The organism is Actinomycetospora succinea, from assembly GCF_004363095.1.
GTDB lineage: Bacteria > Actinomycetota > Actinomycetes > Mycobacteriales > Pseudonocardiaceae > Actinomycetospora > Actinomycetospora succinea.
The window spans coordinates 582,140-605,621 of sequence record NZ_SNYO01000001.1 but is presented as its reverse complement, the minus strand read 5'-3'; the positions used below and the strand labels follow the sequence as shown (position 1 = coordinate 605,621).

At 75.8% G+C, this 23,482-nt stretch carries 11 protein-coding genes and 1 pseudogene; 1 reads left to right on the top strand and 11 read right to left on the bottom strand.

Annotated features, from left to right (window positions below; all coding sequences use genetic code 11):
* Nucleotides 1-21: 21 nt before the first annotated feature.
* The 10 genes and pseudogenes from EV188_RS02870 to EV188_RS02825 all read right to left on the bottom strand — a co-directional run.
* Nucleotides 22-13,431 (bottom strand): annotated as a pseudogene (locus tag EV188_RS02870) (amino acid adenylation domain-containing protein); the annotation flags it as partial.
* Nucleotides 13,428-14,813 carry a lysine N(6)-hydroxylase/L-ornithine N(5)-oxygenase family protein gene (locus EV188_RS02865; RefSeq protein ID WP_133824694.1) on the bottom strand — a complete coding sequence of 462 codons (1,386 nt, stop codon included), beginning with the start codon at nucleotides 14,811-14,813 and terminating at the stop codon, nucleotides 13,428-13,430. The pseudogene EV188_RS02870 and the gene EV188_RS02865, both read right to left, overlap by 4 nt.
* A gap of 49 nt (nucleotides 14,814-14,862) precedes the next feature.
* The gene (locus EV188_RS02860) at nucleotides 14,863-15,822 is read right to left on the bottom strand and encodes an iron-siderophore ABC transporter substrate-binding protein (RefSeq protein WP_133824693.1); all 960 of its coding nucleotides are present in this window, start codon (nucleotides 15,820-15,822) and stop codon (nucleotides 14,863-14,865) included.
* 48 nt (nucleotides 15,823-15,870) lie between these two features.
* Complete coding sequence (locus tag EV188_RS02855) at nucleotides 15,871-16,827, bottom strand: iron-siderophore ABC transporter substrate-binding protein (protein WP_133824692.1); 957 nt, start codon at nucleotides 16,825-16,827, stop codon at nucleotides 15,871-15,873.
* 89 nt (nucleotides 16,828-16,916) lie between these two features.
* A complete protein-coding gene (locus EV188_RS02850; protein ID WP_133824691.1) occupies nucleotides 16,917-17,789 on the bottom strand; it encodes an ABC transporter ATP-binding protein in 873 nt (290 codons plus the stop codon).
* Entirely contained in the window at nucleotides 17,786-18,868 is a 1,083-nt protein-coding gene (locus tag EV188_RS02845; RefSeq protein WP_133824690.1) for a FecCD family ABC transporter permease, read from the bottom strand. Before EV188_RS02845 ends, EV188_RS02850 begins: the two co-directional genes overlap by 4 nt.
* Nucleotides 18,865-19,866: a FecCD family ABC transporter permease gene (locus EV188_RS02840; protein ID WP_243741436.1), complete on the bottom strand. Its 1,002-nt coding sequence runs from the start codon at nucleotides 19,864-19,866 to the stop codon at nucleotides 18,865-18,867. The genes EV188_RS02845 and EV188_RS02840 overlap by 4 nt, the downstream gene beginning before the upstream one ends.
* Nucleotides 19,867-20,188: 322 nt before the next feature.
* Entirely contained in the window at nucleotides 20,189-20,953 is a 765-nt protein-coding gene (locus EV188_RS02835; RefSeq protein ID WP_133824688.1) for a class I SAM-dependent methyltransferase, read from the bottom strand.
* Nucleotides 20,950-21,681 carry a winged helix-turn-helix transcriptional regulator gene (locus tag EV188_RS02830; protein WP_133824687.1) on the bottom strand — a complete coding sequence of 244 codons (732 nt, stop codon included), beginning with the start codon at nucleotides 21,679-21,681 and terminating at the stop codon, nucleotides 20,950-20,952. Before EV188_RS02830 ends, EV188_RS02835 begins: the two co-directional genes overlap by 4 nt.
* A gap of 99 nt (nucleotides 21,682-21,780) precedes the next feature.
* Nucleotides 21,781-22,080, bottom strand: coding sequence for a hypothetical protein (locus tag EV188_RS02825; RefSeq protein WP_133824686.1), 300 nt, complete (start codon nucleotides 22,078-22,080; stop codon nucleotides 21,781-21,783).
* A gap of 357 nt (nucleotides 22,081-22,437) precedes the next feature.
* On the opposite strand from EV188_RS02825, the gene EV188_RS02820 reads away from it, so the two are divergent.
* Nucleotides 22,438-23,205, top strand: coding sequence for a class I SAM-dependent methyltransferase (locus EV188_RS02820; protein ID WP_133824685.1), 768 nt, complete (start codon nucleotides 22,438-22,440; stop codon nucleotides 23,203-23,205).
* Here EV188_RS02820 and EV188_RS02815 read toward each other — a convergent pair.
* A complete protein-coding gene (locus EV188_RS02815; protein WP_133824684.1) occupies nucleotides 23,183-23,479 on the bottom strand; it encodes a hypothetical protein in 297 nt (98 codons plus the stop codon). The genes EV188_RS02820 and EV188_RS02815 overlap by 23 nt on opposite strands.
* Between the last annotated feature and the right edge of the window lie 3 nt (nucleotides 23,480-23,482).

Here is a 23,482-nt window from a genome sequence, read left to right as displayed (position 1 = left end):
CGGGGGCGCGCTCACCGCATCTCAGGCCCCGAACGCCAGGACGCGGTCGAGGATCCGGCGCGCGAGGGCGTCGTCGACGGCCGCCGGGTCGTGGATCAGCTCGATCGCCATCGGCTGACCCGGCGCCGTCTCCCAGAACGCGAGGGTGAGGTCGGCGAACGACGCCCCGGTCGGCACCGCGTCGAGCGCGCCGAGCACCGACTGCTCGCCGGCCATCCCCACGTCCTCGTGGTGCACGAGCGCCACCGGGGGCCGGGTGAGCCCGGTGTGGGCGGCGACGTCGGCGAACGGGGTGTCGTGGGCGAACGCCGCGAGGTCGGCGCGGCGCACCCGGTCGAGGAGCTCCTCGGGCGACGGCGCCCCGGAGGTGTCGGTGCGCACGACGATGAGGTCGGCGACCGACCCGACGAGGTCGTCGAGGGCGGCGTCCACGCGGCCGGCGTCCATGGTCACCAGCGGCAGGTCCTCGCCCGCGCCCTCGGCGGTCAGCGCCCACGCGAGGGCGGCCTGCAGCACCATGAGCAGGCTCGCGCGGGTGCGCCGCGCGAGACGGTCGAGCGCGAGCCGCTGCCCGGGGTCCAGCTCGACGGCGATCACCGAGGCATCGGCGGCCCCGGAGGGCGCGAACAACGACGTCGGCAGCCCCACGAGGTCGTCACGGTCGGCGGGAGATCGCACCGGTAGCGCCCCCGCCCACCGCGCGTAGTCGGTGTACGAGATCGGCAGCGGCGTCCACGCCGGCTCGTCGCCCGCCCGCCGCGCGGCGTACGCACCCGCGAGGTCGCGCAGCAGCGGCACCACCGACCACTCGTCGACCGCCGTGTAGCCGAGCACCAGCAGCAGGCGCCCGTCCACCAGGTGCGCCCGGAACGCCGGCTCGGTGGCCAGGTCGAACGGCTCGCGGGCCAGGTCCTCGAGCGCGCCGGTCCGTTCGGTCAGCCCGGGCCCGCCCACACCGACGCGCCGCGACGAGCGCATCGTCGTCCGCAGCGGCTCGTGGCGCGCGACGACGTCGTCGACCGCCGCCGCGAGCGCCTCCCGGTCGAACGGGCCGTCGAGGACGAGCGCGTGGTCCGGGCGCCGGACCGTGCCGTCGACGAGCAGGCGGCGCTGACCCGGCGCGAGGGGCTCCTCCTCGCCGGCCGGCCCGCTCGGCACCGGGCGGGGCCGGGCGCGCGGCGCCTCGGCCACCCGCAGCGCCAGCGCGGCGACGGTGGGCGCCTCGAAGACGTCGCGCACCACCAGCTCGACGCCCAGCGCCTCGCGCACCCCCGAGACCAGCCGCATCGCGGCCATCGAGTGCCCGCCGAGCGCGAAGAAGTCGTCGTCGACACCCACCCGCTCGAGGCGCAGGACCTCGGCGACGATCGCCGCCAGCTGCTCCTCCTCCGGCGTGGTCGGGGCGGCGGACGACACGAGCGCCGACCAGTCCGGCGCCGGCAGGGCCCGGCGGTCCACCTTGCCGTTCGGCGTCAGCGGCACCGGCCCGTCGAGCGCGACGACCAGCGACGGGACCATGTGCTCGGGCAGCCGGGCGGCCGCCGCCGCGCGCACCTCGCCCACGTCCACGACGCCGTCGGACGGGCTCACGTACCCCACGAGGCGCGCCAGGTCGCCGTCGCGATCGGCCACCGCCACGGCCAGCGCCACCCCGGGGTGCTCGGACAGCGCCGCGGCGACCTCGCCGGGCTCGATCCGCACGCCCCGGATCTTGATCTGGTCGTCGTCGCGGCCCAGGAAGTCGAGCACCCGGCCCGCGCTCGCCTCCGGGTCCGGACGCCAGCGCGCGCGGTCGCCGGTGCGGTAGAGCCGCGCGCCCGGCGGGCCGTACGGGTCGGGGAGGAAGCGCGAGGCCGTCAGACCGGGCTGCCCGACGTACCCGCGCGCCAGTCCCCGCCCGCCGACCCACAGGTCGCCGACGACGCCGGGCGCCACGGGCTCGAGGCGCGGCCCGAGCACCCGCACGACCGTGTTGGGGTCGGGCTCGCCGATCGGCAGCAGCCCCGACCAGTCGGTGCGCGTGCGCCACAGTGTCGAGTTCACGGTCGCCTCGGTGAGCCCGTAGGCCACGAGCATCCGCAGCCGGTCGGCCCACCGCGCGACGAGGTCCGGCGGCACGGTCTCGGTGCCGACCAGCACCGTCGTGCCGTCGGGGATCACGCAGTCCGCGGGCAGGGCCGCGACCAGCGACGGCGGCAGGATCGCGTGGGTGATCCGGCGCTCGTGCAGGAAGTCGGTGAGCGGCGGGCCGGCGACCCGGGCCTCGTCGGGCAGGATCTCCAGGCGCCCGCCGAGGGTGAGGGCCATCGTCAGCTCGAACGCGGCGACGTCGAACCCGACGGACGCGAACTGCAGGATCCGCGACTCCGCGGTGACGCTCATGCGGTCGACCGACGTCGCCGCGAGGCTCGCGATCCCCTCGTGCGGCACGACGACGCCCTTGGGCCGGCCCGTCGAGCCCGACGTGTAGAGGACGTAGGCGGCGCCCTCGAGGCTCGCCGGGCGAGCGCGGTCGCGTCGCGGTGACGGTGCGACCCCGTCGAGGACCACCTGCGGCGGCCCGGACGGGACGCGCTCGGCCGTGGCAGAGGTCGCCACGGTGAGGACCGCCCCGGAGTCCTCCAGCATGTGCGCGAGGCGCTCCGACGGGTGCGCGAGGTCGAGCGGGAGCCAGGCGGCGCCCCGCTTGAGCACCCCGAGCACCGCCGCGACCATCGTCACCGACCGCGGCACCGCGACCGCCACGACGTCCTCGGGGCCGACCCCGTCGAGCCGGTCGGCGACGCCCTCGGCCAGCGCGTCCAGCTCGGCGTAGGTCACCTCGCGCTCGGCGTCCGCGACGGCCGCGACGTGCGGGCGCGCGTCGGCGTGCCGCTCGAACGCGTCGATCAACGTCTCCTCGGGCACCGCGCGGGCGTCGGGGCGGCCCTCGAGGGCGGCGAGCTGCGCCCGCTCGTCGGCGGTCAGCACGTCGACGTCCGCGACCGGCGTGCCCGGCGCCGACACCACGGACCCCGCCACCTGCGCGAACCGATCGGCGACGCGGGCGGCCGACGCGCGGTCGAACAGGTCCGCCGCGTACTCGAGGTGCAGGGTGATCTCCCCGTCGGTCTCGACGAACGAGAACACCAGGTCGAACTTCGCGGTGGTGCCGGCGACGTCGTCCTCGGTGACCGCGAGCCCCGGCAGCGACAGCGGCGCCCCCGAGCGGACGTGGTGTCCGACCATCACCTGGAACAGCGGGGTGCGGGCGAGCACGCGCGGCGGGTCGAGGTGCTCGACGACGGTCTCGAACGGCAGGTCGGCGTGCGAGAACGCGGCGAGGTCGGTCGCGCGGACCCGGTCGACGAGCTCGCCGAACGACGGCGCGCCGGACAGGTCGGTGCGCAGGACGACGGTGTTGACGAAGAACCCGACGAGGTCGTCGAGACGCGGGTCGGTGCGCCCGGCGACCGGCGCGCCGAGCGGGACGTCGTCGCCGGCGCCGAGGCGCGAGAGCAGCACCGCCACGGCGGCCTGCAGGACCATGAACGTGCTGGCCCCGCGGTCGCGGGCGAGCTCCCGCAGGCCCTCCGCGACCGAGCTGTCCAGCGGCAGCGCCACCGTGCCGCCCGTGAAGCTGGGCCTCGCCGGCCGCGGGCGGTCGGTGGGCAGCTCCAGCTCGTCGGGCACGCCGGCGAGGGCGTCCGTCCAGAACGCGAGCTGGCGGTCCGCCTCCGACGACCCTGCGCCGGAGGAGTCGAGCAGCTCCGCCTGCCAGAGCGCGTAGTCGGCGTACGTCACCGGCAGCGGCGCGAACTCCGGCGCGTGGCCGTCGCGCCGGGCCGCGTAGGCCGCGGCGAGGTCGGCGAACAGCGGCCCGTCGGACCACTCGTCGGTGGCGATGTGGTGCAGGACGAGGACGAGCAGATGCTCGTCGCCGAGGTCGATCACGGTGGCCCGCAGCGGCGGCCGCCGGGTCAGGTCGAAGGGGCGCGCCACCTCGGCCGTGACGATCTCGGCGGCCTCGTCCTCCGAGGACGCGGACGCCCGCGTCAGCGGGATGCGCACGTCGGACAGCACGCGCTGCATGGCGCCGTCGATCAGCGTGCGCAGCGGCTCGTGGCGGGCGACGACGTCGTCGAGCGCGGCGGACAGCGCGTCGAGATCCAGGCGCTCGCCGTCGGGACGCACCCGCAGGACGATCGGGTAGTGGTACGCGCCGCCACCGGCCTCGTCGAGCTGCGCGAGCATCCACAGCCGCTGCTGCGCGGCCGAGAGCGGGAGCGCGTCGGGGCGCTCGCGGGACACGAGCTCGGGGCGCGCGTCGGCCGGCTCGCGCTCCCCCACCCGCTCGGCCAGTGCCGCCGGGGTCGGCGCGTCGAAGAGGTCGCGCAGGGCGACGTCGGCGCCGAGCGCGGTGCGCACGCGCGAGAGCAGGCGGGTGGCGATCAGCGAGTGGCCGCCGAGGTCGAAGAAGTCGTCCTCGGGCCCCACCCGCGGGACGTCGAGCACCGCGGCGAAGATCCCGCAGAGGGTCTCCTCGGTCGCCGTCGCGGGCGGGCGCCCACCGCCGGCCGGGGCCAGGTCGGGCGTCGGCAGCGCGCCCGTGTCGAGCTTGCCGTTGACGGTCAGCGGCAGCGTGCCGACCTCGACGAGCGCGGCCGGGACGAGGTGGTCCGGGAGCCGGGAACGGAGGTCGTCGCGGACACCGGCGATGTCCCCGGCCGCCACCACGTACCCGATCAACCGCGCCGACCCGCCCGGACCGGACCGGTCGGCGACGACGGCCGCGCGCGCCACCGCGTCGTGCGCGGTCAGCGCCGCGGCGACCTCGCCGGGCTCGACGCGGTGCCCCCGGATCTTGACCTGGTCGTCGGTGCGGCCCAGGAAGTCCAGCACGCCGCCCGATCCGGGGCGGCGGCGCACGAGGTCGCCCGTGCGGTACATCCGCCCGCCGGCCGCGTCGGTGGGATCGGCGACGAAGCGCTCGGCGGTGAGCCCGGCGCGGCGCCAGTAGCCGCGGGCGAGGCCGGTGCCGGCGATGTAGAGCTCGCCGGGGACGCCGTCGGGCACCGGGCGCAGCCAGGGGTCGAGCACGTGCGCGCGGGTGTTGGTGATCGGGCGCCCGACCGTCGGGGTGGCGCTGTCCTCGGTGCCGCCGCCGAGCGTGTTGATCGTGTACTCGGTCGGCCCGTAGAGGTTGTAGCCGAGCGTCCCCCCGGTGTCGCGCAGGGTTGACCAGACGGCGTCCGACACCGCCTCGCCGCCGAGCAGCACCAGCGGCATCCCGCGGTCGGCGAGCAGCCCCTCCTCGATCAGCGCCTCGGCGTAGGTCGGGGTCACGTTGACGACGTCGACGGCGTGCTCGGCGGCGTGCGCCACGAGCCGGGCCGCGTCGCGGCGCAGCTCCTCGTCGAGGACGTGCACCTCGTGGCCCTCGACGAGCCAGAGCAGCTCCTCCCACGACATGTCGAAGGCGAACGACACGGTGTGCGCGATCCGCAGCCGGCGCCCGCCGGCCGCGGCCACCACCGGGTCGAAGATCTCCGTGCGGTGGTTGATCTGCATGTTCGTCAGCCCGCGGTACGGGGTGACGACGCCCTTCGGCTTGCCCGTCGAGCCCGACGTGTAGATCAGGTAGGCGGGGCGGTCGAGGCGGTCGGCGCGGTCGCAGGCGAAGTCGCCGAGCTCGGCGTCGGTCAGCGCGCCCGCGGGCAGGGCATCGCGCTCGGCGGCGACCGCGGGGTCGTCGAGCACGATCGCCGGCACCCCGTCGAACCGGTCCGCGACCCGCGCGAGCGTCACCAGCGCGACCGGTGCGGCGTCGGCGAGGGTCTCCCGGAGCCGCTCGGCGGGGTGGTCGAGCTCGAGCGGCAGGTACGCCGCCCCGGCGCGCAGGACGGCGAAGAGCGCGACGACGGTCTCGGCGGAGCGCGGCACGGCGAGCGCGACCACGGTCTCCGGTCCGGCGCCGCGCGAGCGCAGCAGGCGCGCGGTGCGGTCGATCGCCGCGTCGAGCTCGCGGTAGGTGTACTGCACGTCCCCGGACACCAGGGCCAGGTCGTCGGGCACGAGCGCCGCGCGCTCGGCGAGCATGTCGGCGACGGTCACGTTCCCGAGGTCGACCGGCGCCCCGTCGCGGCCGCCGACCACGGCCTCGCGCTCGTCGGGCAGCAGCGGGTCCAGCGCGGGCACCGCGGTGTCGGGGTCGGCGAGGACCTGGTCGAGCAGGGCGGTGAAGCGGTCGAGCCACGCCTGCGCATCGTCGTCGGAGAGCGGGTGCGCCAGCGTGAGCCGCATCCGCTCGCCCGGGGTGACGATGAAGGTCAGCGGGTAGTGCGTGGCGTCGTCGTTGCGCAGCGCGGTGACGCCGTGGCGTGCGGACAGGTCGGCGATGCGCTCCTCGCCGCCCTCGGGGCGGTAGACGAACAGCGTGTCGAAGAGGGTCCGCCGACCCGCGGCGCGCTGGATCGCGCCGAGGCCGACCCACTCGTGCGCCAGCAGCCCCAGCCGCTCGTCCTGCACGCGCGCGAGCAGCGCGCCCGCGGACTCGCCGCCGTCGAGCACGAGGCGGGTCGGCACGGTCGTGAGGAACAGGCCGACGGTGGTCTCCACGTGCGGCACGGCGTCGGGGCGCCCGGCGACCGTGGTGCCGAGGACGACGTCGGTGCGCCCGGTCGCCGCGGCGAGCACGAGACCCCAGACCGTCGACAGCACGGTGTGCGCGGTGATCCCCCGCTCGCGGGTCAGCGCGCGCAGGCGGGCGGTGACCGCGACGTCGAGCTCGAGGTCCTGCTCGCGCAGCGGCCCCGGTGTCTCCGGCCCGACGAGCGTCGGCTCCTCGAGCCCCGCCAGCGCGGTCCGCCACGCCTCCACCGCGGCGTCGGTGTCCTGCGCGGCGAGCCACGCGAGGTGGTCGCGGTAGGAGCCGGCGGGCTCGAGCTCCTTGTCGGTGGAGCCGGCGTAGGCCCCGAGCAGCTGCGAGAGCACGGTCCACGCCGACCAGCCGTCCCAGAGCAGCAGGTGACGGGAGATCAGGACGCGGTCGGTCTCGGGGCCGCGCACGAGCACGACGCGGAAGAGCGGCGGCGCGGCCAGGTCGAAGCCGGCGGCGCGGTCCTCGGCGGTGGCGGCCGCGACGGCGTCGTCGGACGGCGCGTCGACCACCCGGACCGGCGGGTCGAGCGACGCGGCGACGAACTGGACCGGTTCGTCGAGCCCCTCGCTGGTGAAGCCGGCGCGCAGGGCGTCGTGGCGGGCGAGCAGCGTCGCCACCGCGCCGCGCAGGCGGTCGGGGTCGAGGCGGTGGTCGAGGTCGACGGTCTCCTGGATCCGGTAGACGTCCGCCTCACCGTCGAGGCCGGCGTGGAAGAACAGGCCCTCCTGCAGCGGGGAGAGGGGCCAGACCTCGGCGACGTCGACGTCGGCCCGTACCTCGGACGGCGCCACCGGCGCGACCAGGTCCTCGACGCGCTGCGCGTCGCCCCCGGTCGCCGGCACCCGCGCCGCGACACCGGCCGGGCTGCGGCCCGCGAACACCTCGGCGGGTCCGACGGCGAGGCCCGCGCGCCGCGCGCGGCTCGCGACGCCGATGGCGGCGATCGAGTCGCCGCCGAGCGCGAAGTAGTCGTCGTCCGGGCCGCACGAGTCGCGGCCCAGCACCTCGGCGAAGATCGTGCAGAGCACCCGCTCGGCCTCGGTCGCGGGCTCGCGGGCCGGGCCCGTGCCCAGCTCGGGGGCCGGGAGCGCCGCGCGGTCGAGCTTGCCGCTGGCGGTCAGGGGCAGCGCGTCGAGCGCCACGACCGCGACGGGGACCATGGCCTCGGGCAGCTCCCGCGCCAGGGCCTCCCGGAGGCCGTCGGCGTCGCCCACCACGTAGCCCACGAGCGCGGGCGCCGGGCCGTCGCGGCGCACGGTGACCGCGGCGCGTGCGACGCCGGGCTGCGCGGCGAGCGCGGCCTCGACCTCGCCCGGCTCGATGCGCTGGCCCCGGATCTTCACCTGCTCGTCGGTGCGGCCCAGGTACTCGAGCTCGCCGTCCGGCAGGCGACGCACGAGGTCGCCGGTGCGGTAGAGCCGCTCGCCCGACCCGTGCGGGTCGGCGACGAAACGCTCGGCGGTGAGCCCGGGCCGGCCGGTGTAGCCGCGGGCGAGCTGGACGCCGGCGAGGTAGAGCTCGCCGGGCACCCCGTCGGAGACCGGCGCGAGGCAGGCGTCGAGGACGTGCAGCGTGGTGTTCCAGACGGGCGCGCCGATCGGCACGCGGGCCGTGTCGGCGTCGCTGACCTGGTGGTACGTGACATCGACGGCCGCCTCGGTGGGCCCGTAGAGGTTGTGCAGCGGGACGCCGGTGAGCGCCCGCCAGCGCGCCGCGGCACCGGCCGGCAGCGCCTCGCCGCTCGCGAGCACCCGGCGCAGCGGGGCCGCCCAGGACGGGTCCCCGGTGACCTCGTCGGCGGCGAGGAACGCCTCGAGCATCGACGGGACGAAGTGCATCGTCGTCACGCCGGCCTGCGCGACGAGCCCGGCGAGGTACGCCGGGTCCCGGTGCCCGCCCGGGCGCGCGACGACGATCGCCGCCCCGGTGACGAGCGGCCAGAAGAGCTCCCAGACGCTGACGTCGAAGCCGACCGGCGTCTTCTGCAGCACCCGGTCGTCGGGCGTGAGCCCGTAGGTGTCCTGGGTCCACGCGAGCCGGTTGACGATCGCGCGGTGGCTGACGACGACGCCCTTGGGGCGCCCCGTCGAGCCGGACGTGAAGATCACGTAGGCGGCGGCGTCGGGGTCCGGCTCCGCGGGCGGGGTGTCGGCGTCGCCGGCGTCCTCGATGAGGACCCTCCGAGGCCCGTCCGGGAGCGCGGTCTCACGCGTCGTCACGACGACCTCGACCCCGGCGTCGGCGATCACCGCGGCCAGGCGCTCGCGGGGCAGCTCCACGTCGAGCGGAACGTAGGCGCGGCCCGCGTGCAGCACGCCGGCGAGGGCGACGACGAGGTCGGCCGAGCGCGGCACGGCGACACCGACCACGGGGCCGGCGTCGGCCAGCCGCGCGGCGAGCCCGGCGGCGCGTCGGGCCAGGTCGGCGTGGGTGAGCGTCCCGTCCTCGGCGATCACCGCGGGGGCGTCCGGCGTGGTGGCGGCCTGCGCGGCGATCCAGCCGGTGAGCGTGGTGGGCGGGGCGGCGTGCGCGGTGTCGGGGTGGCGCGGCGGGGCGTCGCGCAGCGGGATCGTCGCCACGGGGGCGTCGAGATCGGCGGCGAGGAGGTCGAGGGTGCGGTGCAGCTGGGCGACGACCAGCTCGGCGGCCGCGGCGTCCACGCGCGTCGGGTCGTGCTTGATCGTCAGGTCGAGACGCGGGCCGACGGCCGCGATGAGCGCCACGGGGTAGTGCACGGCGTCGACGACGTCGATCGCCTCGACCCCGTCCGGCTGCGGGTAGTTCTCCACGACCACGAGCGAGTCGAACAGCTCCCCGTGCCCCAGCTCCCGCTGGAGCGCCGCGAGGGCGACGCCGTCGTGGTCGAGCAGCTCGGTGCGGTGGGCCTGCAGCGCGGCGAGGACGTCGCCGACCGGCTCGCCCGGCGCCCACCGCAGGCGGACCGGAACCGTGTTGATGAACAGGCCGACCGCGTCCTCGACGCCGGGCAGCACGCCGTCGCGACCGGACACGGTGCTGCCGACGACGACGTCGCGGCGGCCGGTGAGGCGCCCGACCATGAGCGCCCAGGCGCCGTGCAGCACGGTGCCGAGGGTCAGGCCGCGGCGCCGGGCCGCGGCGACCAGCCGGCCGGTGGTCTCCTCGTCGACCCCGAGGTGGCTCTGGTGGTGGCGGGGGGCGCGCGCGGGGGCGGGGTCGGTCGCGGCGTCCGGGGCCAGGGCCTCGAGCAGCCGCGTGGGCTCGTCGAGGCCGGCGAGCGTCTCGCGCCAGGCGGCGAGGTCGGCGTCCTGGTCGGGCAGGCGGGCGTAGCGGGCGCGGTGGGTGGCGAGGTCGGAGTCGGGGGTGATGTCGGGAGTGGCCTCGCCGGTGTCGGCCAGCAGCTCCCGCACGACCACGGCGACCGACCAGCCGTCGAGCACGATGTGCTCGAAGGTCAGCACGAGCGCGGCGGCGTCGTCCCCGGTGTGCACGAGGGCCGCGCGGATCAGCGGCGGGCGGGCGAGGTCGAAGCGCTCGGCGCGCTCGGCCACGACGACGTCGTCGAGGGCGTTCTCGGGGGCCGGGGTGTCGAGGTCGCGCAGGTCGACCTCGCGCCAGGGCAGCTCGACGGACGCGGCGATCGCCTGGACGACGCGGCCGTCGGCGCGCTGCGCGAAGCCGGCGCGCAGCTGGGGGTGGCGTTCGAGGAGCCGCCCGGCCGCCGCCCGCCACGCGCCGGCGTCGACCGGGCCGCGCAGCCGCACGACCTCCTGGACGGTGTAGACGTCCGAGAGCGCCGCGTGGACGAAGAAGCCCTCCTGCAGCGCGGAGACCGGCCAGACCTCGCTCGCATCGCCCAGCGCCGCCCGCGCCGCGGCGTCCAGCTCGACCGCGACACCGTCCTGCACGGTGTCGTCGCGCGCCGTCGCGACCTCCGCCAGCCCGGCCACGGTCCGGTGCGTGAAGATCTGCCGCGGCGTGATCACGAGCCCGACCGCCCGCGCCCGCGCGACCAGCGAGACCGAGAGGATCGAGTCGCCGCCGACGGCGAAGAAGTCGTCGTGCACGCCGATGCCCGGCAGCCCGAGCAGGTCGGCGAACACCGGCGCGAGGAGCTCCTCGCGGGGCGTGCGCGGCGCGGTGCCCTCGACCTCGGCGGCGAGGTCGGGCGCCGGGAGCGCGGCGCGGTCGAGCTTGCCGCTGGGCAGTGTCGGCAGCTCCGGGACGGCGACGACCGCCGCCGGCACCAGGTGCTCGGGCAGCCGGTCGCGCAGGTGCTCGCGCACCCCGGAGGTCAGGGCGCCGACGTCGCGGAACGGCGCGGGGCTCGTCGTGCCGGTGGGCCCCCCGCCGCGGAAGACCGGGCCGGCGTCGCCGTAGAGGACCTCGAAGCGCGTCGGGTCCTCGGGGTCCCAGGTCGCCCGGGCCGGGCGGTCGGTGGCGAGCGCGAGGAGGTTCTCGGGATCGGCGGCGGGCACGGCGGGCGGCTCGGTCCCGTCGACCCGCGCGAGCGCCTCCAGGTCGGGGGTCAGCCGCGCGTTCGGGACGCCGACCACGCGCAGGTCCGGCGACGCAGCCAGCGCCTCCCGCACCGCCTCGACCGACCCGCTCCACCTCACCGTACGTGCGTGATCTTCTGAGCTATAGCTGTGAAGATCACGCACGTAGAGGGTCGCGTGGTAGCGGTAGCGGGAGAGCTCGTCGTGGAACGGGGTGCGCTCGAGCTCCACGTCCGTGGCGAGCCCGAGCTCGTCGGCGACCTCGCGGAAGAAGTCGGGGTGCACGAGCAGCTCGGGCTCCCACGCCACCGAGCCGTCGACCGCGCGGCGCAGCGCCACCGGGTCCGCGCCCGGGTCCCGGGCCGTCTCGACGCCCGCGCGCAGCGTGCGCAGCAGGCCAGCGTGCCGGACGTCGCCGACGAGGATCGCGCCGCCGGGCGCCAGCAGCCCGGCCGCGTCGCGCAGGACCGCGCGCAGGTAGTCGCCGTCGGGGAAGTACTGGGCCACCGAGTTCACGACGACCGCGTCGAACGGGCCGCCGTCGACCCCGCCGACCTCGTGCGCCGGCCGGGTCTCGAGGACCACGCGCTCGCGCAGCATGTCGGAGGCCTCGACCCGGCGCTGCAGCGCGGCGATCCCCTCGGCGGACAGGTCGATGCCGACGTAGTGCTCGACCTCCGGCGCGACCTCGGTGAGCAGCAGCCCGCTGCCGACGCCGACCTCCAGCACGCGGCGCCCGGCGGGCAGCGCGCGGATCCGGTCGACGACGCCGTCGCGCCACACGCGCATGTGCTCGCGCGGGATGTCGGTGCCGTCGTAGGTCGAGTTCCACCCGGCGAAGCCGTCGTCGAAGAGCGCGGCGTCCTCGTCGGCGGCCGTGTAGAGGACCTCGTGGAGCTCCTTCCAGTCGGCGACGCGATCGTCGCCGACGGACTCCAGCGCCGGCACCACGTAGCCCACCAGCCCCCGCCCGGCGGGCAGGTCGTCGCGCACGACCGCCGCCGCCTGCGCCACGCCGGGGTGGCCGCGCAGCTCCGACTCGACCTCGCCGGGCTCGACGCGGAAGCCCCGGATCTGCACCTGGTCGTCGGTGCGCCCGAGGAAGTCGAGGACGCCGGCGACACCGCCGTGGCGCACGACGAGGTCGCCGGTGCGGTAGAGCCGCTCGCCGGGCCCGCCGTACGGGTCGGCGACGAAGCGCTCGGCGGACAGGCCCGGGCGGCCGAGGTAGCCGCGCGCGAGACCGGGGCCGCCGAGGTAGAGCTCGCCCGGCACCCCGTCGGCGACCGGCGCGAGCTCGGCGTCGAGGACCCGGGCGGTGGTCAGCGGGTCGGGCACGCCGATCGGGACCGAGGCGCCGTCGAGGGTGTCGGGGTGGGCCTCGCCGAGCGTCGAGTTCACGGTGGCCTCGGTGGGCCCGTACGCGTTGAACATGCGGTGGTCGCGCCCCCACCGCGCCACCAGCTCCGGGGCCACGCGCTCGGTCCCGGCGAGCAGCACGCCCGGCGGCAGCGTGACGTCGTCGGGCATCGCCGCGAGCAGCACCGGCGGCAGGATCATGACGGAGACGTCGTGGGCGTGCAGGTACTCCGCGAGCTCCGGGACCGGCGCCCGCAGCTCGCTCGGCACGATCACCAGCCGCCCGCCGGAGAGCAGCGACTGGCACAGCTCCCAGAACGCGACGTCGAAGCTCGGCGAGGCGAAGGCGAGGACGCGGTCGTCGGGGCCGACGCCGAGGCGCTCGGTCTGGGTGGCGACGAGCTTGTCGACGCCGCCGTGGGTGACGAGCACGCCCTTGGGACGTCCTGTCGAGCCCGACGTGTAGATCACGTAGGCGAGCGAGGCGACGTCGACGCTCGGGTCGAGCGGCGCGGGTGTCGCCGCGTCGAGGTCGAGCTCCTCGAGCAGGACCGCGCGCTCGGCCCACTCCGGCGGGAGGTCGCCGCGCAGCTCGCCCGTCGTCAGGAGCACGGCGGGCGCCGCGTCGTCGAGGACGAGCCGGACCCGTTCCTCGGGCTGGTCCGGGTCGACCGGCAGGTACGCCGCGCCCGCGCAGAGCACCGCGACCTGGGCCACGACCTGGTCGATCGAGCGCGGCAGGGCGAGCCCGACCAGGCGCTCCGGCCCGGCGCCGTGCCCGGCGAGCAGGGCTGCGAGCCGGGCGGCCCGGTCGGCCAGCGCGGCGTAGGTCAGCGACGCGTCGCCCAGCTCGACGGCGACCGCGTCGCCCCGGGCGGCGACCTGCTCGGCGAACCGGTCCGGCCAGGTCCGGCCCCCCACGACCGTCGAGGAACGGACGGAGAGGGTGCTCACGACCCCACCGGCGCGGCCGGCACGGTGCGCACCGCGGTGATCCCCGCGGGACGGCGGAGCTCCAGCGACGCCAGGATCTCGCCGGCCCGCACCGCCGTCGTGGAGAGCAGCGTCGAGCTGATGCCGTGGGTGTGCTCGGTGGGTCCCTGCAGGTAGACGCCCGCGCGCAGCGGCGCGGTCGTGGTGATGCGGTAGTCGCGCTCGACGAGCAGCTCGCCGTCGTCGCCGCGGCGGCACCAGCCGCCGACGTCGCCGAGCATCGAGGTCGGGTCGATCGGGCGGTAGCCGGTCGCGTAGACGACGACGTCGCTGCTCACCGTCTCCCGCTCACCGGTCGGCAGGAACTCGATGTCGACGTCGATGTCGTCCCCGGCGTCCCGCATGCCCGCGACCCGGCTCGCGCCGTGGACGTGCAGCCGCTGCGTGCCGGCGACCTTCTCCTGGTACGCGAGCCGGTAGAGCGACTGGATGAGCTCCGGGTCGACCACCGAGTAGTTCGTGTTCGCGTGGTAGTCCATGAGCATCTGCTTGACGTCGCCCGGCGCCTCGTAGAAGTGGTCGACGGCGTCCGGGTCGAAGATCCGGTTGGCGAACGACGTGTCGTCGGCCGGGCTGTAGCCGTACCGCGAGAACACCGAGCGGACCTCGGAGTCCGGGTAGCGGCGGTGCAGGTGCTCGGTGGTCTCCGCCGCGCTCTGGCCCGCGCCGACGACGAGGAAGCGCCGGGGCGCCCCGGACACGCCGGACGGATCGGACGGGTCGGCGTCGACGGCCCGGAGCCGGTGGAGCAGCTCGCTGTTGTGCCAGATGCGCTCGCTGCGCTCGACCCCCGGCGGGAGCCACGGCACCAGCCCGGTCGCGAGGACGAGGTTGCGCGTGCGCACCGTGCGGGTGCCCTCCCCCGTCGCGTCGCGCAGCACGACGTCGAGCTCCTCGACCGACCCGTCCGGACCGGTGACGGGGTGGACCGCGACCGCGCGGGTGCCGTAGGAGACGAGGTGGCGCACGTCGGCGGCGCACCACTCCAGGTAGTCGTGGAACTCCACCCGCGACGGGAACATCGTCTTCGTGTTGATGAAGTCCGCCAGCCGGCCCTGGCCCTGCAGGTAGTTCAGGAAAGACCGCGGACTCGTCGGATCCCGCATCGTCACGAGATCCTTGAGGAACGACACCTGCATCGTCGCCCCCTCGAGCAGCATCCCCCGGTGCCACCCGAACGCCGCCTGCTGCTCCACGAAGCCCGCCGCGACGCGCGCGGACTCCGGGGAGCGCTCGTTGTGCTCCTGCACGGCCAGCGCCAGGGCCAGGTTCGACGGCCCGAACCCCACCCCCAGCACGTCCAGGGTCTCCCCTGGCCCCCTCGTCCCGTCGATGTCGGTCATCGCGCGCTCCCCGAGGTGCGTCGGTCGGTGCTGGTCGGTGGAGGACCCGTCAGGCGCCGGGCTGGCTGTAGACCCGGGCGAGCTCCGGGGTGATCTGGTCGATGAGGTACGGCAGGCTCAGCGGGCTCGAGAAGCCCAGCGCCCCGGCCACCGGCGAGGACTCCTCGCCGAGGAACGCCACGCGGTTCGCCCGCGTCGCGCCGAGGTTCGCGAACACCGGGTTGGCCAGCGCGGTCGCCGGCGGGACGCCGACGACGGCGATGCCCTGTGCGTCGAGCTGGCCGATCTGCTCGCTGGAGAGCGTCTGGGTGGTCGGCGGCACGCCCAGCCCGAGGCCGGCGAAGGCCTGGGTCCGCAGGTCGTCCTTGCCGAGCGAGATGAACTCGTTCGACGCCACGAGCGTCACCGACACGTTCTTGCCGGCGAACTGCGGGTTGGCGTCGCGGGCGTCGGTGAACCGGCGCTCGACGTCGGCCACGGCCTGCTCGGCGCGCTCGGGGACGCCGAGGGCGCGGCCGGTGATGCGGGTCTGCTCCTGCCACGGCGCGGCGACGTCCTTGACCGGGTCGGCCAGGGTCGGCGCGATCTGGGAGAGGCGGTCGTAGGTCGCCTGGTCCATGTAGGAGTACAGGCCGATGATGACGTCGGGCTGCAGTGAGGCGATCTTCTCGATGTCGAGCTCGTTGCCGCCGACGACCTCGGGCCGCTGCCCGTTCAGGGCCTGCTGGGCCCAGGGGCGGGTGGAGCTGTCGAAGGCGCCGATCGACTGGCGCACGCCGACGGGGACGACGCCGAGCGCGAGGACGAAGTCGGAGTCGTTGTAGCCGACGGTGACGACGCGGGCCGGCCGGTCCGGGATCGTCGTCTGGCCGTAGGCGTGCGGGATCGTGACGGGGAAGCCGGGCGCGGCGGCACCCTGCGGCGCCTCCTGCTCGCTCGATCCGCACCCGGCGAGCAGCAGGGCGAGGACCGCGGCGAGGGCGGCGGCGAAGCGGACACGGAGGGTCATGCGGGGGCGCTCCGGGGGTCGTGGGTGATCGGGGGGGCGGAGGAGTGGTCAGGCGCCGGGCTGGCTGTAGACCCGCGCGAGCTCCGGGGTGACCTGGTCGATCAGGAAGGGCAGGCTCAGCGGGCTGGTGAAGCCCAGCGCGCCGGCCACGGCCGACGACTCCTCGCCGACGTAGGCGACGCGGTTCTGCGCCACGGCGGGGAGGTTCGCGAACACCGGGTTGGCCAGCGCCGCCTGCGGCGGCACGCCGAGCACGGCGACGCCCTGCGCGTCGAGCTGGCCGAGCTGCTCGCTCGAGAGCGTCGCCGTGGTCGGCTCGACCCCGAGGCCGAGGCCGCTGAAGAACTGGGTGCGCGCGTCGTCCTGGCCGAGCACGTAGAACTCGCCGGAGGTCACCAGCGCGACGTCGACGGACTTGCCGGCGAACTGCGGGTTGGCCGCGCGGGCCTGGGCGAACCGACCCTCGACGTCGCTCACGACCTGGTCGCCGCGCTCCGGCACGCCCAGCGCGCGGGCGGTGATGCGGGTCTGCTCCTGCCACGGCGCCGGGCCGCCGGCGGGGTCGGCGACGGTGGGCGCGATCTGGGAGAGCCGGTCGAAGGTGGCGCGGTCCATGTCGGAGTACACGCCGAGGACGAGGTCGGGCGCCAGCGAGGCGACCTTCTCGATGTCGATCTCGTTGCCGCCGACCTGCTGGGGCTGCTGCCCGTCCAGCGCCTGCTGCGCCCAGGGGCGGGTGGTCTCGTCGAAGGCGCCGATGAAGTCGCGCACGCCGACCGGGACGGTGCCGAGCGCGAGCGCGTAGTCGACGTCGTTGTAGCCGACGGTCACGACGCGGGCCGGGCGGTCCGGGATCGTCGTCTGCCCGTACGCGTGGTCGACGGTGACCGGGAAGCCGGGCGCCGCGGCGCCCGGCGCCGGCTCGTCGCTCCCGGAGCCGCACCCGGCCAGCAGGACGGCGAGGACCGCGGCGAGCGCGGCGACCAGGCGGACGCGGAGGGTCATGCGGAGGCGCTCCCGGGATCGACGGTGATCGGTCGGTGGCGGTCGGTGACCGCTTCGGCAGGGTAGGCTTGCCTAACTCAGCGAATCGGTCAATTGGGAGCGGCGTCCGTCACGCGAGGTTTGCCCCCGCGCCCGATGGGCACCACCATCGGCGTGCCCGCGACCGGGTCCGGCACCACGCGGGCCTCGAGCCCGAAGACGTCGCGCAGCGTCGCCTCGGTGAGCACCTCGTGCGGCGTGCCGGCCACGGCGATCTCGCCGTCGTGCATGGCGACCAGCCGCTCGGCGTAGCGCGCGGCGAGGTTGAGGTCGTGCAGCACCATGACGACCGTCCGGCCGCGCTCCCGGTTGAGGCGCTCGACGAGCTCGAGCACGTCGACCTGGTGGGCGAGGTCGAGGAACGTCGTCGGCTCGTCGAGCAGCAGCACGTCGGTGCCCTGGGCGAGCGCCATCGAGATCCACACGCGCTGGCGCTGGCCGCCGGAGAGCGTGTCGATGGTGCGCTCGGCGAAGCCCGCCATGCCGGTCCAGTCGAGGGCCTCGGCGACGGCCTCCTCGTCGTCGGCCGACCACTGGCGGAACCAGCGCTGGTGGGGGTGGCGGCCGCGCGCGACGAGGTCGGCGACCGTGATGCCCTCCGGCGCGGTGGGGTCCTGCGGCAGCACGCCGAGCACGGTCGCGATCTCGCGGGACGGCACGGCGTCGAGACGGCGGCCGTCGAGCAGCACGTGCCCGTGCTTCGGGGTCAGCAGGCGCGCCATCGTGCGCAGCAGCGTCGACTTGCCGCACCCGTTGGGGCCGATGACGGCGGTGACGGAGCCGTCGACGACGTCGAGGTCGAGCCCGTCGGGCCCCCCGACGACGATCGACTCGCCGTAGCCGACGCGCACGCCCTCGGCGCGCAGGCGGACGGCGGCGGCCGTCTCGGGACTGCTGATGAGGTCCTCGGTCTCGGCGCTCACGCGGAGTCCTTCCTCGTGCGGCGGACGAGCAGGTAGAGCAGGTAGGGCGCGCCCAGGACGACGGTGACGACGCCGACCGGGACCTCGCCGCCGAGCGCGACACGGGCCAGCAGGTCGGCGGCCACGACGAGCAGGGCGCCCGCCAGCGCGGAGGCGAGCAGGGGTGGTCGCGAGCCGCCGGTGAGGCGCACCGACACCTGGGGGACGACGAGGGCGACGAAGCGGATCGGCCCGGCGGCCGCGGTGGCCGAGGCGGCGAGGACGACCGCGAGGCCGAGGAGCATCACGCGCGAGCGGTCGACCCGCTCCCCCAGCCCGCGTGCGGCGTCGTCGCCGAGGTCGAGGGCGTCGAGGCGGAAGGCCAGCGCGATCGCGATCGGCAGCACGACCACGAGCACGACCGCGATCGGGACGACGTGCTCCCAGCCGCGGGCGTTGAGCGACCCGCGCAGCCAGATGAGCGCGAGGCTCGCCTGCTGGACGTTCGCGATGACGAGCAGCCACGACGTCACCGAGACCAGCGCGACGCTGATCGCGAGGCCGATGAGGATGAAACGGAACGCGTCGAGGCCCTGCCGGAAGGCCAGCACGACGACCAGGCCGGCCGCGAGGAGCCCGCCGATCAGCGCCGCGATCGGCAGGCCCACGGCGGCGAGCAGCCCGACCGCGGTGCCGCCGCTGCCGGCGAGCACGATCACCAGCAGCGCGGCGACCCCGGCGCCGTCGGTGACGCCGAGGACGTCCGGGCTGGTCAGCGGGTTGCGGGCGACGCCCTGGGTGAGCGCGCCGGCCACGCCGAGGGCGGCGCCGACCAGCGCGCCGCACAGCACGCGCGGGAGCCGGAGCTGGGTGATGACGAAGGTCTCGCCCCGGCTGCCGCCGCCGGCGAGCACGCGCAGGACGTCGGGGACGGCGATCGAGTACTCGCCGCGCCCGATGCTCACCGCGGCGACCAGGACGAGCAGGATCGCCGCGCCGAGGACGACGCTCGCGGTGCGCGGGCGCCACACCGCCGACACCGGGCCGAGCCGCAGCGGGCGGCGGCCGGCGACCTCGGTGGGCTTCTCCGTCGTCGTCACAGCCGCACCATCCGGCGCCGGCGGACCATGGCGATGAAGAACGGCGCCCCGACGATCCCGAGGACGATGCCGACCGCGAGCTCGCCGGGGCGGACCACGACGCGCCCGACGACGTCGGCGGCGAGCACGAACACGGCCCCGACGATCGCGGCGAGCGGGATCAGCCGCCCGTGGGCGGGGCCGACGAGCGAGCGCACGATGTGCGGGGCGACGAGGCCGACGAACCCGATCGGCCCGCTGACCGCCACCGCCGCCCCGGTCAGCAGGGTCACGCCGGTGAGGCCGACGACCCGGGCCCGCGTGATGTTCTGCCCGAGGCCGCGGGCGCTGTCCTCGCCGAGCGCGAGGACGTCGAGCGCGCGGGAGTTCGCGGCGGCCAGGACCAGCCCGAGCACCATGAACGGGAGCACCTGCAGGGTCAGGTCGGCGCCGCGGTCGTCGAGCGCGCCGGCCGCCCAGAAGCGGTAGGCGTCGAGCGACGGGCCGTCGCCCAGCACCATCGCCGACGTGATCGCGAGCAGCAGCTCCGAGACCGCGAGGCCGGCGAGCGCCAGGGTCACCGGCGTCGGGCCGCCCCGGCTCGCCGCGCCGAGCGTGAACACGAGCAGGGCGGCGAGTGCGGCCCCGGCGAACGCGAACCAGATGTAGCCGTAGACGCCGGTGACGCCGAGCACGGTCGTCGAGAGCACGACGAAGAACGCCGCGCCGCCGCTGATGCCGAGCAGGCCCGGGTCGGCGAGCGGGTTGCGCGTGTGGCCCTGCATGAGCACGCCGGCGACGCCGAGCGAGGCGCCGACCACGGCGCCGAGCAGGGTGCGGGGCAGGCGCAGGTCGCGGACGACGATGTCGGTGGGCGAGCCGGTCGGCGAGAACAGGGCGTGCCACACCTCGGCCGGCGTCGTCGGGGCCGCGCCGACCGCGACGCTGAGGACCACGACCACCGCCAGCGCGCCGAGCCCCAGCAGCACCGCCAGCACCGGGCGGTTACGCCGCCGCACGGGGGGCCGGGACAGGAGTGGCCGGCCCACGGTCGTCGATGCCACCGTGCGTGCCCTTCCGTCGACTCCGTGTGTGCTTAGGCGAACCTAACAGCTCACGTCGGGTGCTCGCCCGACGGCGGAGGGCCCGGGACGAACCGCCCATCCGGTGTGCGAGCGATGCGGCATCGCTGGCGATGAAGGCCAGGATCGCCACATCCTCGCCGGCGCGACACGCCGGGAGCTGCCCGAGGCACGGGGTGTCTCAGCCTGGCGGCCACGCTCGCGCTCAACGCCAGGATCGCCACCGGCTCGATGGCGCGACACGCCGGGGAACGGACCGCTACCGACGCGCCGCCGTGCACCACAGGCCCCGCGCCCCCGGCTCGTGCTGGACGACCTCGAGCCCCGCCGCGGCGAGCCGGTCGCGGATGCCCGCCGGCGCCAGACGCAACTTCGGGTAGCTGCTCACGTCCATCACCCAGCCGCCGTCGGTCCGGGTGTGGACGACGTCGTGGACCTCCACCACGTCCGGCCGCACGACGTCGAGGAAGCACGTCATGATCTTGTCGTCGGTGCTCCGGACGGGGATGAACCGCTCGGTGCCGCGCAGGTCGCCGGCGAGGTCGCGGTAGGTGAGCACGACCGTCCCGCCGGGTCGCAGCGCGCGGGCGGCCCCGGCGACGAGGGTCTCGACCTCCTGGGCCGACGCGAGGTGCAGCAGCGTGTCGCCCATGCACACGATCACCGCCACGGAGTCCGGCTCCAGCTCCGCGAGGGCCGTGACGGCGTCGGTCTCCCGGGTCCGCACGGCGGGCCGGTCCGCGGCGTGGTCGCGCAGTTCGGCGAGCAGCGTGGGGTCGGGGTCGACGGCGAGGACGGTGTCGAAGCCGAGGTCGGCGAGGGCGAGGGTCTGCGCGCCCGATCCGCAGCCGAGGTCCATGGCGACGCCGCTCTCGCCGTCACGAGGCGGGAGGACGCCCGCGAGCAGATCCTGCTGGCCCTCGGCGGCCCGTTCGATGTCGCCGCCCAGCATCGAGGTGTAGTGCGCGGCGAGGAGCCGCTCGTAGTGGCCGGTCACCCGGCTGCCTTCGGTGGAGGTCGTCATGCCTCCACGGTCGTGACCGGGGCACGCTCGTCACCAGTCCGGGAATCGGACTGGTCGGCGAGCCGGGCGATGGTCGCGTGCCACGGCGTCGCCGGGTCGAACCAGCCCGGGAACTCCGTCGCGATCGACCGCGGCCCCGCGATCGTGATCGTGCCCGCGGCGAGCGCCTCGGCGAACCGGCGCCGCCCGAGGAACCACCGCTGCAGCTCGGCGGTGTCGCCGGTGACGACGACGTCGACCTCGTGGCCCGGATCGTGGTCGCAGGCCGTGGACCCCGCGGCCTCGAGCAGCAGCCACTGCCGCGCGTCGGGCCGCCGGCACCGCAACTCGACGACCGTACGGTCCGGCGGCAGCCGCGTGGCCCGGACCTTCTCGGACATCCGGAACGCCAGCATCCCCGGGTCGAGCTGCTCCGGCGCCGGGTCGCCGAACAGGCGGCGCACCGACCACTCCCCCAGCGCCATCAGCACCGGCTCGAGGTCCCGGCCCGCCTCGGTGAGGCGGTACTCCACGGTGCGCCCGCTGCCGTGCGCCGTGGGCGTGACGACGCCGGCGCGCTCCAGGCGCCGGAGCCGCTCGGCGAGCATCGAGCGCGAGCAGCGCGGCAGGCAGCGGTGCAGGTCGTTGAACCCGCGGGCCGGCCCCATGAGGTCGCGGATGATCAGCAGGTTCCACCGCTCGGCGACGATCTCGGCCGCAGTCTCGATGGGGCAGTACTGCGTCAGCACCCCGTCAGGATCGCGCCGTCCGACCCTCCTGACCAGGGCCGCAGCGCACGACGGGCCGGCCCCCGACCGCAGGGACCGGCCCGTCGTCACCCGAGCTCGTCAGAGCACGTCGATGCTGTTGCCGCTGAGGTTGTTGCTGAGGATCTCGCTGCAGGTGACGTTCGCGATGTTGCCGGCGATCGGGCTCTGCCCGACCAGGTTGCCCAGCCCCGAGTCGCCGGTGATCTCCGAGGCGGCCGAGGCGTTGCCGCCGTTGATGTTGCAGTCGTCGTCCGAGCTCACCGAGCTCGACTCGTGGTGGTCCGAGTCCTCGTGGCACTCGCTCGCCGACGCGAACGGCGCGGCGACCAGGAGGCCGGCGGCGACGCCCACGGCGACGGTGCCCAGCTTCTTGAACATGTGAACTCCTCGCGTAGCAGTCAGGGGAGCGGACGCCCCGGACGCACTCCCCCCGCGGCGACCCGTCGCCCTCGTGCGCGCCACGGACGCGCACGGTGATGACAGTCACCCAACGAGGCGATCACGGCGGAGTGACGGTGCGCATTTCAGGTATCACTCGTGGTGACAAGCCGCTGTTCGCACCGACCGACGTCGTACGTCGATGATCTCTTCGGCGGTACGCGTGACCAGCCGAAAGGTGCAACTGCGCGGGCTGCGCCCGCCGAGCACCGGAACAGAAGCGACCACGATGCGTGAACACCTTGTGGGAGCCGGGTAGAACGTCGGGGTCCACGCACACCCGACGACGAGGAACCCATGACCCACGCCCCCCTGCCGCTGACCGGCGAGCGCACGGTGCCCGGGCTCGACGTCGAGAACTACTGGTTCCGGCGCCACGAGGCCGTCTACCGGGCGCTGGTGCCGTCGTGCGCCGGTGCGGTGGTCGTCGACGCCGGGGTCGGCGAGGGCTACGGGGCCGCGCTGCTCGCGACGGAAGCGCTGCGGGTGCTGGCGCTCGAGCTCGACCCGGCCGTCGCGGCGCACGTCGGCGGGCGGTACCCGGAGATCGGTGTGGCCCGCGCCGATCTCCAGTCGCTCCCGGTCGCCGACGGGACCGTCGACGCCGTCGTGACCCTGCAGGTGATCGAGCACCTGTGGGACCAGCCCGGCTTCCTCGCCGAGTGCGCGCGCGTGCTGCGCCCGGGCGGGCGGCTGCACTGCGCCACGCCCAACCGGCTGACGTTCTCCCCGGGCGCCGGTCCCGACGACCGCCCGCTCAACCCGTTCCACACCCGCGAGCTGACCGGGTCGGAGCTGGCGGCGCTCGTCACCGAGGCCGGAATGCACGTCGACGCGCTGACCGGGCTCCACCACGGCCCGGCGCTGCGGGCGATCGACGCCCGCCACGGCGGGTCGGTGATCGACGCCCAGATCGGGCTGGCGCTGAGCGGTGAGCCGTGGCCGGACGCGCTCGCGGCCGACGTGGCGTCGGTGACCGCCGAGGACTTCGTGCTGCGCGCCGACGACGTCAGCAGCGTCGACGCGTCGCTGGACCTGCTGGTCAGCGCCGTCCGACGGCCGTGAGCACCGGGTCGGCGACCGACTCGGGCAGCGCCTGGCGCATCGCGCCGGCCGCGGCCTCGCTGACCACCACGTCGCCGGTGTCGCCGCCGCCGGAGCAGTGCGTGCCGCCGGCCGTGAGCTCGCCGCCGCCGCCCGTGCACTGGTCGGCCGTCGTCACCGGGACGCCGGGGATCGGCGAGGCGGTCGCGGTGCCGGCGAGCCCGAGGAGGGCGCCGCCCGCGGAGGCGGTGGCCAGTGCGCCGGCGAGGAGTCGCGCCGTGCGGCGGTTCGTCATGCG